Annotated in this window: 10 protein-coding genes; 6 read left to right on the plus strand and 4 right to left on the minus strand. The window is 65.2% G+C overall.

Translation table 11 applies throughout. The annotated features are described in order from the left end of the window. Position 1 precedes the first annotated feature (1 nt). On the plus strand, positions 2-994 hold the full coding sequence (locus NMB41_RS03710; RefSeq protein ID WP_494381137.1) for a TRAP transporter substrate-binding protein: 993 nt from the start codon (positions 2-4) through the stop codon (positions 992-994). Between the two features lie 307 nt (positions 995-1,301). On the opposite strand, the gene NMB41_RS03715 is transcribed toward NMB41_RS03710, so the two are convergent. Continuing rightward, on the minus strand, positions 1,302-4,190 hold the full coding sequence (locus NMB41_RS03715; protein ID WP_494381138.1) for an EAL domain-containing protein: 2,889 nt from the start codon (positions 4,188-4,190) through the stop codon (positions 1,302-1,304). 122 nt (positions 4,191-4,312) lie between these two features. On the opposite strand from NMB41_RS03715, the gene NMB41_RS03720 reads away from it, so the two are divergent. The 3 genes from NMB41_RS03720 to NMB41_RS03730 all read left to right on the plus strand — a co-directional run bounded on the left by NMB41_RS03720 (position 4,313) and on the right by NMB41_RS03730 (position 5,976). Continuing rightward, positions 4,313-4,837, plus strand: a complete 525-nt coding sequence (locus tag NMB41_RS03720; protein WP_494381139.1) for a methylated-DNA--[protein]-cysteine S-methyltransferase — start codon at positions 4,313-4,315, stop codon at positions 4,835-4,837. After that, a complete protein-coding gene (xerD, locus tag NMB41_RS03725; protein WP_494381140.1) occupies positions 4,810-5,712 on the plus strand; it encodes a site-specific tyrosine recombinase XerD in 903 nt (300 codons plus the stop codon). Before NMB41_RS03720 ends, xerD begins: the two co-directional genes overlap by 28 nt. 69 nt (positions 5,713-5,781) lie before the next feature. Beyond that, positions 5,782-5,976, plus strand: a complete 195-nt coding sequence (locus NMB41_RS03730) for a hypothetical protein (RefSeq protein WP_494381141.1) — start codon at positions 5,782-5,784, stop codon at positions 5,974-5,976. Positions 5,977-6,057: 81 nt separating this feature from the next. Here NMB41_RS03730 and NMB41_RS03735 read toward each other — a convergent pair whose 3' ends face one another. Continuing rightward, on the minus strand, positions 6,058-9,177 hold the full coding sequence (locus tag NMB41_RS03735; RefSeq protein WP_494381142.1) for an efflux RND transporter permease subunit: 3,120 nt from the start codon (positions 9,175-9,177) through the stop codon (positions 6,058-6,060). Positions 9,178-9,179: 2 nt separating this feature from the next. After that, on the minus strand, positions 9,180-10,397 hold the full coding sequence (locus NMB41_RS03740; protein ID WP_494381143.1) for an efflux RND transporter periplasmic adaptor subunit: 1,218 nt from the start codon (positions 10,395-10,397) through the stop codon (positions 9,180-9,182). Positions 10,398-10,713: 316 nt separating this feature from the next. Between NMB41_RS03740 and NMB41_RS03745 the strand changes: the two genes are divergently transcribed. Continuing rightward, positions 10,714-12,804, plus strand: a complete 2,091-nt coding sequence (locus NMB41_RS03745; protein WP_494381144.1) for a putative bifunctional diguanylate cyclase/phosphodiesterase — start codon at positions 10,714-10,716, stop codon at positions 12,802-12,804. On the opposite strand, the gene NMB41_RS03750 is transcribed toward NMB41_RS03745, so the two are convergent. After that, the gene (locus NMB41_RS03750; RefSeq protein WP_494381145.1) at positions 12,785-13,759 is read right to left on the minus strand and encodes an endonuclease/exonuclease/phosphatase family protein; all 975 of its coding nucleotides are present in this window, start codon (positions 13,757-13,759) and stop codon (positions 12,785-12,787) included. The two genes, NMB41_RS03745 and NMB41_RS03750, sit on opposite strands and share 20 nt — an antisense overlap. 38 nt (positions 13,760-13,797) lie before the next feature. On the opposite strand from NMB41_RS03750, the gene NMB41_RS03755 reads away from it, so the two are divergent. Next, positions 13,798-14,289: an aminoacyl-tRNA deacylase gene (locus NMB41_RS03755; RefSeq protein ID WP_494381146.1), complete on the plus strand. Its 492-nt coding sequence runs from the start codon at positions 13,798-13,800 to the stop codon at positions 14,287-14,289. Positions 14,290-14,303: the final 14 nt, after the last annotated feature.

The raw sequence follows: 14,303 nt of genomic DNA on the forward strand, positions 1-14,303 counted from the left end.
CATGACCATCAAATTCCTCGCCGCCGCACTGGTCCTCATCGCCTCCTTCAATAACGCCTGGGCGCAAGCCCCGATCGTCATCAAATTCAGCCACGTGGTCGCGCCCGACACCCCGAAAGGGCAGGCGGCCGAGCGCTTCAAACTGCTCGCCGAACAGTTCACGCGCGGACGGGTCAAGGTGGAAGTGTATCCGAACAGCCAGCTCTACAAGGACAAGGAAGAGCTCGAAGCCCTGCAACTGGGCGCGGTCCAGATGCTGGCGCCCTCGCTGGCGAAGTTCGGCCCGCTCGGCGTGAAGGAATTCGAAGCCTTCGACCTGCCTTATATTTTCCCCTCGAAAGCGGCGCTGTACGCTGTCACCGAAGGCCCGGTCGGGCGCGATTTGCTGCGCAAGCTCCAGTCGAAAGGCATCACCGGCCTGGCCTACTGGGACAATGGTTTCAAGGTGATGTCGGCGAACCGCCCTTTGCTGACGCCGGCGGACTTTCGCGGCCTGCGCATGCGCATCCAGTCTTCCACCGTGCTCGACGCCCAGATGCGCGCGCTCGGCGCCCGGCCCCAGGTGATGGCCTTCTCGGAAGCCTACCAGGCGCTCGAAACGGGCGTGGTCGACGGCACCGAGAATCCGCCCTCGAACATGTACACCCAGCGCATGCACGAGGTGCAACAGCACCTGACGGTGTCGCACCACGGCTACCTGGGGTATGCGGTGATCGTCAACCGCAAGTTCTGGGATGGCTTGCCGGGCGACGTGCGCGCGGCGCTTGAGCGGGCCATGCGTGACGCCACCGCGTTCGAGAAGACGATCGCCCAGCGCGACAACGACCGCGCCCTGGAAGCGATCCGCAAGGCGGGCAAGACGTCGATCCACTATTTGACGCCGCAGCAACAGGCCCAGTGGCGTGCGGCCCTGCTGCCCGTGCACCGCCAGATGGAAGGGCGCATCGGCAAGCAATTGATCGATGCAATCACCCGCGAAACGGTCAGAAAATAATGACGCACCGGTCAGTAAAAGCGGAGCCTGTGGCGGAGAAACCTCGGCCATGTTTGGTTTTCAGAAACCGTATATAAAAAACTATTCTCCGTTGAACAGTTGCGTTATGATTGGGCGCTGCGGCACCAAAGCGGTGCAGGCAACCCGGATACAGTCTTGGGGAGGGCAGAAAAATACGGTAGTCCATACCGGAGATCATGAGAGGAGACACACGTTCGACAGAAGCCGTTGGTACAACCAAACGGCCGGGACGTGCCTGATGATTGAAGCGCACCTTTGGGTGCGCTTTTTTTTCGTTTGCGAAACCCTACGCCGCCAATTCTTCGAGCGTTGCCGCATCCACCGGCCGGCTGAACAAATACCCCTGCCAGTGATCGCACCCGATCCCCGCCAAGAACGTGCGCTGGGCCTCGGTCTCGACCCCTTCCGCAATAATCTTGAGCCCCAGCGATTTGCCGAGCGCCACCACGCTGCGCGCGATCGAGGCGTCGTTCGGATCGATCAGCACGTCGCGCACGAAACTCTGGTCGATTTTTAGTTGATCGAGCGGCAGGCGCTTCAGGTAGCTCAGCGACGAATAGCCGGTGCCGAAATCGTCCAGCGAGAAACAGATGCCGTGCTTGCGCAGGGCCAGCATCTTGCCAATGGTTTCCTCGACGCCTTCGATCATCAGGGTCTCGGTCAGCTCCAGCTTCAGGCGCGCGGGGTCGGCGCCGCTGGCGGCGACGATGGCGAGCGTTTCTTCCACGAAGTCGCCCTGCAGGAACTGGCGCACGCTGACGTTCACGGCGAGGGTGAAATGGGCCGTGGCCGGCGAGGCGGCCCACAGCGCCAGCTGGTCGCAGGCGGTGCGCAGCACCCAGCGCCCGAGCGGCAGGATCAGCCCCGAGGTTTCGGCGATGGCGATGAAGCCGGCCGGGCCGATCAGCCCGCGCGCCGGATGCTGCCAGCGCACCAGCGCCTCGGCCCCGGTCAGGATGCCGTCGCCGTCGACCTGTCCCTGGTAGTGCAGCACGAACTGCGAATGCAGGAGGGCGGCGCGCAGTTCGGTCTCGATCGCGGTGCGGTAAGTGACTTCGAGTTCCATCGACGGATGGAAGAAACTCAGCGTGTTGCGGCCCTGGCGCTTGGCTTCGTACATCGCCAGGTCGCCGCGCCGCATCAGGTCGTCCAGGCCGCCTTCGTCGCCGGTGCACAGGGCAATGCCGATGCTGCAGCTGGCGTGGTGCACGGCGCCGCCGACCTCGAACGGCTCGCGCAGGGCCCCCAGGATTTTCACGCCGACAGTCTCGGCATGCTGCTGGGCTGCCAGCGCGTCGTCGGCGATCGACTCGAGCAGGATCACGAACTCGTCGCCGCCCAGGCGCGCCACGGTATCGGTGTCGCGCGCGCAGGCCAGCAGGCGCGCGGCGACCTGCTGCAGCAGGTGGTCGCCGACGACGTGGCCGCGGCTGTCGTTGAGGTCCTTGAAATTGTCCATGTCGAGGAAGAGCAGGGCGCCGACCCGGCGCTGGCGCCCTTGCTGGCCGACATAATGGCCGATGCGTTCGTAGAGCAGGCGCCGGTTCGGCAGCCCGGTCAGCGAATCGTAATAGGCCAGCTGGACGATCTTCTCGTCGGCCTGCTTGCGCGCGCTGATGTCCGACTGGGTGCAGACGAAATTGGTGAGGATGCCGGCCGCGTCGCGCACGGCGCTCACCGTCAGCCAGGCCGGATAGCGGCGGCCATCGCGGCGCGTCATCCAGACTTCGCCCTGCCAGGACTGGGCCGCGCGCACGCTGTCCCACATGCGTTCGCGGTAGTCGTCGCCGTCGGCGTCCAGCGAGAAGTGCGGGAACGCCGTGCCGGGCAAGGCCTCGGCGTCCTCGCCATAGAGCGCGGCCCAGGCCTGGTTGGCTTCGATGATCACGGCATCGGGACTGAGCACGCACATGCCTTCGCCCGACTGGAACACGATGGCCGCGATGCGCAGCGATTCCTCGGCCTGCTTCTGGGGCGTGATGTCGGTCGTGATGCCGCACAGCTGCGTCACCTTCTCGTCGTGCATCAGCGGGATTTTGGTCGTCAGGTAGACCTTGCCGTTGAGGCGCTCCTCGGACACGAAGCGCTGGTGCCCCTCGATGACGGCGAGGTCGGCGGCGCGCGTCATCTTCGCCTCCTGCTCATTGAACAGGATCGCGTCGGTCTGGCCGATGATGGCCGACGCTGGCCGGTTGAACATGCGGCACACGGCGCCGTTCACGTACTGGAAGCGCGACTGCGCATCCTTGATGTAGATGAGGCTATCGACGCTGTCGAGGATGGTCGCGAGTTTGCGCTCGTTGTCGCGCAGTTCGCGCGTGCGCACCGCCACCTCGCGCCGCAGCCAGCTCGCCACGCCCAGCGCCGACAGCAGCAGGCCGCAGGCGGCGGCCAGTGCCCACAGGAGTGCCGGCGACACCACCGCATGGCCACTCGGCTGCCAGCGCCGCAGCGTACTGAAATACACCGAGTTGGGGTCTGCCCGCCAGAGCGCCAGGTGTTTGTCGATGGCCGCGAGCACGTCCTGGTGGCGTCCGGCCTTCACGGCGTAATACAGGCGCACCGGATTGAATACCACCGGCGTGGCCACCAGGCGATGCGCGCCCGCCTGGGCTTCGCCATAGTAATTGTTGACCGCGGCTGCATCGGCCTTGTCTTCCTCGACCAGGGTCAGCGCTTGTTCCAGCGTAGGAACCGGCACCAGCACGGCGCCATATCCCGCCAGGACGCCCGGCAGCACCTGCGCCTGTACCGAACCGGCCAGCACGGCGATGCGGCGGCCTTTCAGGTCGAGCAGCGAGCGGATCCGGTTGGCGGGCGCGGCATACAGCTGCGACCAGCTGTGCAAGGCCGGCACCTGGTGGAATCCATAGGTCAGGGCGCGCTCTTCCGACCAGGCCATGTCGGGCAACATGTCGATCTCGCCGGCGGCGAGTGCGTCGAGACAGGCGCGCCACTCGCAAGCGACGAATTCCAGCGGCCATTGTTCGGCGCTGGCGATTTCCCGCAGCAGGTCGACCAGCAGGCCGGCCGCCTTGCCGTCCTCGCGCATGAACACTTTCGGCGCATTCGCATAGATCCCGACCCGCAACGGCGAGTGCTGCGCGACGCCGCCCGCCTGACCCAAGGGGACAAGCAGGAACAGAAGCGCCAGGATGCGAAGTGCGCGCGGCATGGGATCCTCTTTCGTAAGTAAAGCCAGCATATTCTTTTTTCAACAAGTCGGCCGCCACGGACGAGTACGCCTGAGTAAAAAAGGGGGTGGTGGCCGGTGGCGGCGAGGAGTAAACTAGGGAGATGACGACACAACAAGGCAGCGAGCTGTTTTCCGCCATCGTGGCGGCCCCCTTCGGCGCGATCGGCATCCGTACCGAAGACGCGCGGGTGCGCGAGATGGTGTACCTCCAGCCGCGCTTCCACGAAAAGGACGCCCAGGATCCGGTGGCCGAGGCCGCCGCGCGCCAGATCGAGCGCTACCTGGCCGACCCTGATTTCATTTTCGAGCTGCCGCTGTTCGAGGCCGGCAGCGCCTTCCAGAAACGCGTCTGGGAGGCGATCAGCGCCATCCCGCGCGGCACCGTCAAAACCTACGGCAGGATCGCCAAGGACATCGGCTCGGCCCCGCGCGCGGTCGGCCAGGCGTGCGGCGCCAACTGGTTCCCGCTCGTCATTCCCTGCCACCGTGTGACTGCCGCCGGCGGCCTGGGCGGCTTTGCCAGCAGCGACGACGAGAACGGCTTTCACTTGTCCGTGAAACGCTGGCTGCTGCGTCACGAAGGCGCCACCGCATCGCCATGGCAGCAGCAGGCGATCTGGGACTGATCGACGAGTTCTGCGACACGCTCTGGCTCGAACAGGGCCTGGCAAAGAATTCGCTCGACGCCTACCGGCGCGACATGCGCATGTTCTCGACCTGGCTCGACACCACGCGGCCCGGGCGCGGCCTGCTCGGCGCCGGCCCGGAAGACCTGGCCAGCTATTTCGCCGAGCGCCATCCCGACACCAAGCCGAGCACGGCCAACCGGCGGCTGTCGGTACTGAAGCGCTTCTATGCGCTGGCGCTGCGCCAGAGCCGGATTGCGAGCGATCCCTGCCTGAAAATGGCCACCGCGCGCCAGCCGACGCGCTTCGTGCACACGCTCAGCGAAGCGCAGGTGGAAGCCTTGCTGGCCGCGCCCGATGTGTCGACGCCGCTGGGCCTGCGCGAACGCACGATGCTGGAACTCATGTACGCGAGCGGGCTGCGCGTGTCGGAACTGGTGGCCCTGAAAATTGTCGAACTCAGCTTGAACGATGGCGTGCTGCGCATTACCGGCAAGGGCGCCAAGACGCGCCTGGTGCCCTTCGGCGGCGAAGCGCGCATCTGGCTCGAACGCTATTCGAAAGACGGACGCGGCATCATCCTCAACGGCCAGGTCGACGACGCGCTGTTCGTCACCAGCCGCGGCGGGGCGATGACGCGCCAGATGTTCTGGGTGCTGATCAAGAAGCATGCACTCAAGGCCGGCATCCGCGCGCCGCTGTCGCCGCACACGCTGCGCCATGCGTTTGCGACGCACCTCTTGAACCATGGCGCCGACTTGCGCGTAGTGCAATTACTACTGGGACACTCGGATATTTCCACCACACAGATCTATACCCATGTTGCGCGCGAGCGCCTGAAGGGTTTGCATGCGCAACACCATCCACGTGGTTAATTCAAATGCTGAAAGCGCAACTGCGTCATAATAGCTGCGCACCACATTAACCAAGCATACGAGGTGATCATGGCCAAAACTAACTTCAGTTACGAGAAGCGGCAAAGGGAACTGGAAAAGAAGCGCAAGGCGGAAGAAAAAGCCAAGCGCAAAGCAGAAGCAAAGCATCATCCCGAGGGAGCAGGGCAGGACATGACGGAAGAGGCATCGAACGATGCCGAGGCCGAGGTGAGTGCGGATGCGCAGGAGACGCAGACGCCGTAGTTGTCAGCAGTTCGAATTTGCCGCAACGGATGAACCGTTGCGGCATTTTGCTTTTATGGGTGGCCGCGCCGGCCACGGGCGCTACGCGCTTTCCTTGGCGATCACCTGCACGACCTCGGCGATCTCTTCGTGGCCCTTGGCGAACCACTTGCGTGCGCGCTTGCCCAGGCTGTCGAGATAGCTGTAGGCCACCGGCACCACCACCAGCGTCAGCAGCGTCGAAGTAATCACCCCGCCGATCACCGCGCGGCCCATCGGGGCTTGCGTCTCTCCGCCGTCGCCGGCGCCGATCGCCATCGGCAGCATGCCGAAGATCATGGCCAGCGTCGTCATCAGGATCGGGCGCAGGCGCACCTGGCCCGCTTCCAGGATGGCCGCGAACTGGGCCTTGCCTTCGCGCTGGCCGTGGTTCGCAAAATCGACCAGCAGGATCGCATTCTTGGTGACCAGCCCCATCAGCATGACGACGCCGATCACCGAGAACACGTTCAGCGTGCTGCCCGTGGCCAGCAGCGCCAGCAGCACGCCGATGAGCGACATCGGCAGCGACATCATGATCGCGATCGGCTGCAGGAAGCTGCCGAACTGGGAAGCGAGCACCAGGTAGATGAAGATGATCGCGATCACGATCGCCGAACCGAAGTTGGCCATGGTCTCGGCCATCTGCTGGGCGTCGCCGCCGACGTCGAAGCGCACGCCTTCGGGCAGTTCGATCGAGTCCATCGCCTTCTTGATGTCGGCATTCACGTCGCCCGAGGGACGGCCTTCGATGCCGGCGTAGATCGCCACACGGCGTTCCAGCGCCTGGCGCTTCAACACCTGCGGGCTGAACGAAGGCACGAATTCCACCACCTGGCGCAGCGGCACCATGATCGGGTTGCCGCTTGCATCCATGCGCGAGGACGCCAGCGACAGGTCGGCCAGGTCGGCCACCTTCTGGCGGCCACTCCTCGGCAGCTGCACGTTCACTTCGTAGTTCTGCCCGTCCGGCGCCAGCCACTGGCTGATCTGGTCGCCGCCGACAAAGGGCCGCAGCGCCGCGCCGACCTGGGCCACCGACAGGCCCAGGTCGCTGGCCAGCTCGTTGTTGATCTTGATGACGGTCGCGGGGTTCGCGCCTTCCTGGCTGTACTCGATATCGGCCACGCCCTTGATCGCCTTCATCTTGTCCATCAGCTTGTGCGCGGCGGCGTCCAGCTTGGCTTCGTCGCGGCCGAGAATCGCGATGAAGACCGGCTTGTTACCGACCGACATCGTGATGCCGGCGATCGACTGCAGGCGCGCACGGATCACCGACTCCATTTCTTCCTGCGAGCGGCGATGGGTCTTTTTGACGTCGGTCAGTTTCAGGATCACCTGGGCGCTGTTGTGGCCCTCGTAGACGCCAATGGCGCTGCTGATCGCGTCGATTTCCGGGTAGGCGCGCAGGGCGTCTTCGACCTGTTTTACTTTGCCGTCGGTATAGGCCAGGCTGGAGCCGACCGGGGTCTTGAACTTCATCTGGATGAAGCCGTCATCGGTCTTGGGCGCGAACTCGCCGCCGATCAGCGGCACCAGGAACAGGCTGCGGACAAAAATGCCCAGCGCCAGCGCCAGCGTCGATTTGCGCCAGCGCAGGGCCAGCGCCAGCACGCGGCCGTAAATGCCGTGCACGTGCTCGATGCCGACCTCGATCTTCGCCATCACGCGGCCCAGCCAGGGCACGTATTTGAAACGGTCCTTCACCGGGTCCGGCCACACCGACGAGAGCATCGGGTCGAGCGTGAAGCTCACAAAAAGAGACACCAGCACCGCCACCGCCACGGTGACGCCGAACTGCAGGAAGAAGCGCCCGATGATGCCGTCCATGAAAGCGATCGGCACGAACACGGCGACGATCGCAAAGGTCGTGGCCATCACGGCCAGGCCAATCTCGTTGGTGCCGTCTTCGGCTGCGCGCAGATGGCTCTTGCCCATGCCGAGGTGGCGCACGATGTTCTCGCGCACGACAATCGCATCGTCGATCAGCAGGCCAATGCACAGCGAGAGCGCCATCAGCGTCAGGAAGTTCAGCGTGAAGCCGAAGTAGCGCATCGCGATGAAGGAGGCCAGCACCGAGATCGGCAGGGTCAATCCCGTGATCACCGTACTGCGCCAGGAGTGCAGGAACAGGAACACTATAATCATGGTGAGTATAGCGCCCTCGATGATCGTGCGTTTCACGTTGTCGAGCTGATGCTGGACCGTGGTCGACTGGTCGTCCATCACGCGGAACTGCACGTCGGCCGGCATGGTCTTCTTGAGCTGCTCGACCATCTTCATGATGCCGGTGCCGACCTGCACCGTGTTCGCATCCTGCACCTTGGTGATGTCGAGCGAAATGGCGCGCACGCCGTTGACGCGCGAGACCGAAGTCTCTTCGCGTTCGCCGTCGACCACCTCGGCCACCTGCGACAGGTAGACCGGACCGCTGGCGCGGCGCGCGACGATGATGTTGTTGAACTCTCTGGCGTCCTTCATCTTGCCCTCGACCCGCACCAGGCGCTCGGCCGCGCCATACTGCAGGTTGCCGGCCGGGAGATTCGTGTTGGTGGCCTGGATCGCGCGCAGCACTTCGTCGATGCCGATGTTCTGGCTGCGCAGCTGTTCGGGTTTGACATGCACCAGGATCTGGCGCCGCGCCACGCCGCCGGTACGCACTTCGCCCACGCCGGCCACGCTTTGCAGGCGCTTGACGATCACTTGTTCGGCCAGCGTCGACAGCGCCCGCATGTCGCGCTCGTTCGAGGTGACCGACAGGCGCACCACCGGCTGCTGGTTTTCGCCGTCGGCACGGATCACGAAGGGTTCCTTTACCTCTTTCGGGAAGCCGGGGCGCACGCGCGCCACCTTGTCGCGCAAATCCTGCATCGCCTTGTCCATGTCGGTGGCGATGTGGAATTCGATCGAGACGCCGCTGCGGCCTTCCCACGAGTTGCTGCGGATGTTCTTGATGCCGCTGACCGTGTTGATGACTTCTTCCATCGGCCGCGTGACGTCGTTCTCGACCTGCTCGGGAGAAGCGCCGGGATACTGGGTCTCGACCCAGGCGAAGGGGATCTCGACGTTCGGCATGCTTTCCACGCCGAGCGAGCGGTACGAGAACAGGCCGAGCACCATCAGGCCGACCATGACCATGGTGGCGAAGACCGGATGGCGGATGCTGACTTTGGTGATCCACATGGTCAGCCTTTCTTGACAGGCGTGGCGGCGGCAACCGGCGCGGCGGCTTTCGCGCCTGCGAGTTTGACTTCGCTGCCCGGCTTGACGCCGTCGAGCGGCACCGCCAGCAGCACCGCGCCCGCTTCCACGCCGGCCGTCACTTCGGCCAGGCCTTCGTCTTCGCTGCGCATGCCCAGCTGGACCGGCGTGGCGACCAACTTGCCGCCGTCGACCCGGTACACGACGTCGCGCGCGCCGTCCTTGCGCAGGGCGGCCAGGGGCACGATCGGACGCGTGCCGGATTTCTCGGTCGTGATCTCACCCTTCGCGAACATGCCGGCCCGCAGCAGCTGATCGCGATTGTCGACGCTGATATACACCAGCATCGCGCGCGAGCCCGCTTCGGCGGCCGGATTGATGCGCGCCACCTTGCCGGTAAACGCGCGCTGGTCGAAGCCGTCGACCTTGAAGCGCACTTCCTGCCCGACCTGCACGCGCGGGATGTCGGAGGCCGGCACCTGGGCGTCGAGCGTCAGGTGCTGCAGGTCGACGATGGCCATCACCGGGCTGTCGGGCGAGAGCTTTTCGCCGGCCTGCACGAAACGCTTGCTGACCACGCCCGACAGCGGCGCGCGGATGGTGGTGTCGTTCAGCGCGATGCGCGCCAACTCGAGCTGGGCGCGCGCCGCGTCGCTTGCCGCCTGCGCCAGTTCGACGCTGTTGCGCGTCGTGTCGAAGGAGTTTTGCGAGATGTAGTTCTGCTTGAGCAGGGCCTGGCTGTTGGCTTCGTTCTTGGTTGCCAGGGCCAGGCGCGCATTGGCTTCCTTGAGCAGGGCCGCCTGCTGGGCCACGCGCGCGCGCGCGTCGGCGTCGTCCAGGCGCGCGATCACCTGGCCGGCGGAGACGCCCATGCCCTCGCGCACGGTGGTGGCGAGCACCACGCCCGAGACCTTCGATTTGACGGTCGCCTGGGACAGCGGCGCGAGCGAGCCCGACAGCGGCAGGCGCAGCGCCAGTTCGCGCGACTCGACCGTGACGACGTCGTTTTTGGCCAGCTCGAAGACGGTGGGTTTTTCGGTTTTTTTGCCGGCGGCGACGGCGGCAGGCGGCGCCTTGCCCTGGAAGGCGAACCAGCCGCCGGCGGCGAGGCCCGCGACGACCAGGGCGATGACGGGCAGGCGCCAGCGGCGCCGTTTGTTCAGGGGAGTGGGGGAGGCGAGCGGCAAGGTTTCGATCTTCATGGCGGCCTTTGTTCGAATTGTTAGAAGCACTATTGGCATAGGGAGCGCGCGTGCTCCACCTGGTGTGAAGCGAAGCTCCGTGCGCATGGTAGTGACTATAGAAATTGACAAGTTGCGGCGCCATCGGAATGCGACAAGCTGGCGTTTCCGGACGCTGAAGTGCAGAAAAAGCGGACGGAATGCGCTACCATCAGAGCGCGTTTATGCAGGTGTCATACCTTTGCGCCTGCGCAAACGCAATAGCATTGGTGGGGGCAAGAATGAACCGCTCGGAACCGCGCGACGTCGTCGTTTCATTCGAGAAAAGGATTCTGCCGTGAGCAGCGAACTGCCCGAGCCGCCCCTGTCCGCTTTTCCCGGCGGGCCGGCGCGCGAGGTACTCGACTGGTTGTACCGCTTCGTCGCGGCAATCGAGCTCAGCCCTTCAGTGGCCGTGCACAGCCAGGACCGCAAGGGCATCGTCCGTTTCTGGAACCAGGCCTGCGCCGAGCTCACCGGCATTCCCGCGAGCCATGCGATCGGCCAGCCCTTCGGCAAGCTCGTCAAGCACCTCGGCCAGCAACAGGAATTCGAAGACACCATCGCCTCGGTCTGGCGCACCGGCGAGTCGGTCAAGGCGCGCGAATGGCATGTCGAATATCCCGATGGACGGCGCCGCTGGTTGCATTCGAGTCATTTCCCGGTGCCGGGAGCTGGCGAGACGCAGCAGGTGTTCTGCATGGAAGTCGACGTCACCGCGCGCAAGGAACTCGAAGACGCCTTGCGCCAGGCGAGCCAGGTGTTCGACCATGCGCGCGACGCCATCCTGCTGGTCGACCGCAATCACCGCGTGCTGGCCGCGAACCGGGCCTACACCGCGCTGACCGGCTATCCGACCGAAGAGGTCGTCGGCGCGGAACTGCCGAGCCTGCGGCTGGGCTTGCAGGACCGCGCCTTCTACGACCGCCTGCGCGACCAGCTCGACGGTCATGCGCACTGGGAAACCGAACTCTCCGGCGTGCGGCGCGACGGCAGCACGATTCCGATCCGCGCGGCGCTCTCGCCGATCATCGACAAGGGTGGCGCGGTCACCAGCTACATGGTCATGCTGACCGACATCAGCGAGCGCCGCCGTGCGGTCGAGCAGGCGCGTCACCAGGCCGAGCACGACGCGCTCACCGGGCTGCCGAACCGGATCCGCTTCATGGACCGCCTCGAACAGGCGCTGGCAACGGTCGCACGCCAGCGCCGCCAGTTCGCCCTGATGTTCATCGACCTCGACCATTTCAAGTGCATCAACGACAACCATGGCCACGAGGCCGGCGACGCCGTGCTGCAGGAGATCGCCAGCCGGCTGCGGCGCTGCGTGCGCCGGGTCGATACCGTCAGCCGGCTCGGCGGCGATGAGTTCGCGGTGCTCCTGTCCGATATCGGCGGCGTCGACCAGGCGGCCCATGTGGCGGCCACGATCATGCAGTCGGTGGCGCGCCCGCTGCCGACGCCGGCCGGGCCCTTGAACCTGTCGGTGTCGATCGGCATCGCCATTTGCCCGAGCGATGGCGACGACCCGAAGATCCTGCTGCGCAATGCCGACGTGGCGATGTACCACGCCAAGGAAACAGGACGCAACGAATTCCACTTTTTCAGCCCGGAGATGAATTCGCGCGTGCTCGAGCGCGTGCAGATGGAAAGCCGGCTGCGCCGGGCCCTGGCCAACCACGAATTCGAACTCGAATACCAGCCCGAGATCGAGATCGGCAGCGGCCGCACGGTCGGCTTCGAAGCGCTGATCCGCTGGCGCGATCCCGAGCGGGGGCTATTGAAACCCGATGCCTTCATGAAGGCGGCCGAAGAGTCCGGGCTGATCGTCCCGATCGGGCAATGGGTGCTGCGCGAGGCCTGCCAGCAAGGGCGGCGCTGGCACGATGCCGGTTTTCCGGTGGTGGTGGCGGTGAACCTGTCGAACGTCCAGTTCATCCACAACGACCTGCTGCGTTATGTCGACGAGGCCCTGCACGCCTCCGGCCTGGCGCCGCGCTTCCTCGACCTCGAGATCACCGAAAAAACCATCATGCACGGCGACGCGGCCATCCTCGCCACCGTCAACACCCTGCGCCAACGCGGCGTGCAGCTCACCATCGACGACTTCGGCACCGGCTTTTCCAGCCTCTCGAGCCTGCGCCGCTTCCCGCTGTCGAAACTCAAGATCGACCGCAGCTTCATCGACGACATCGTCAGCGAACCGGGCGCGGCGGCGCTGATCCCGGCCATCATCGCGCTGGCGCGCAGCCTGAAACTGAAAGTGATTGCCGAGGGCGTGGAAACGGCCGAGCAGCTGCAGTATTTGCAGCAGCATGGCTGCGACGAATACCAGGGGTTTTATTCGGATGGGAGAGGCCCGGCCCACCCTACACCCCTGCCTCCATGAGGCCGTGCGCTTCGTCGTAAAGGCGAATCCGCGCCAGCACCTGGCCATGGTCGGATGCATGCGGCAACGCGAGGTCGAGGTGGTCGTTCAGGTAGATCACGTCGATCACTTCACCGATGGCGTTGGGCAGGGCGCCGTTGAATTCTTCCGACACCAGGATGTGGTCGATGGTCGAATAATGCCCTTCGTGCACGCTCGAAAAACCCAGGTGGCGCGCGTGGTCGGCGCGGCGCTGCACCTGGCTGGCGTCGTACAGGCGGTCGCCCAGCGGCGTGCCGGCCCCGAGCACGATGCTGGTCGTCACCGAATCGGCCACGTCGTTGAAGTCGCCCAGCAGCACGCGCGGGCGGCGGTTGGCGCGGCCCATTTCCGTCATCAGCACGCGCAGTGCGGCAGCTTCCGTGCCGCGCCGGATCAGCGAACGCAGGCAGGCCAGCGCATACAGGGCCGGGTCTTCGCCGGTGTCGCCGGTGCGGTAGTCGGGACGGCGCGATTTGAGGTGCACCACCACCACGTCCACCGACACATCGGGCGAGACGGTCACCACCGCATGCAGCGGCGCGCGGGTGAAGCGCGCGGCGTCGCGGCTGCCCGCCGGCAGCTCGATACCGTGCGGGAATTCGATCATCGGCTGCGCCGGGCCGGACAAAGGCAGGCGCGAGACCAGGGCCACGCTCGGCGTCAGGCGCATCGCGGCCGGGTCCGGGTCGAAGCCGAGGTGAAAGGCTTCGCGGTAACGTCTGGTGCGCGCCAGCACTTCCTTCAGGGTCGCCTGCGAGAAGATCTCCTGGAAGCCGATCACGTCGGCGTCGAGCAGGTCGACCTGGTGCGCGGTCCAGTTCAGCTTGGCCTCGTATTCTTCGGGCGTCGTGGGCAGCAAGTTGTCGTACAGCTTCACGCCGGGCGGCGCCAGGTTGCATACGTTGAAGGTGGCAAAGCGTATTTCTTGCTGCATAATAGAAACCCTTTATTCCAGTGTTTAGCGTATCACGCATGGCAAAGAAAGAGCACGTGTCCGAGACACCCGCGACCAGCTTCCTGCGCAAGCATGCGGTCAGTTTTTCCGAACATCCTTATGCCTACGAGGAGCACGGCGGCACCGCGGTGTCCTCCCAGGCCCTCGGCGTCCCCGAGCACGATGTCGTCAAGACCCTGGTGATGCAGGACGAGGCGGCGCGTCCGCTGATCGTCCTGATGCATGGCGACTGCAAGGTCTCGACCAAGAACCTGGCGCGCGCGATCGGCTGCAAGTCGGTCGAACCCTGCAAACCCGAGGTCGCCCAGCGCCATTCCGGCTACCTGATCGGCGGCACCTCGCCCTTCGGCACGCGCAAGGCGATGCCGGTGTATGTGGAGGAATCCATCCTCGCCCTGGAAAAGATCTACATCAACGGCGGCCGGCGCGGCTATCTGGTCGGCATCGCCCCTGCGGTGCTGACCGGGGTGCTCGGCGCCAAACCGGTGCAGTGCGCGCTGGCCGACTGACTACCGCCGGGGTG

Source organism: Massilia sp. FBCC-B171 (assembly GCF_059134155.1).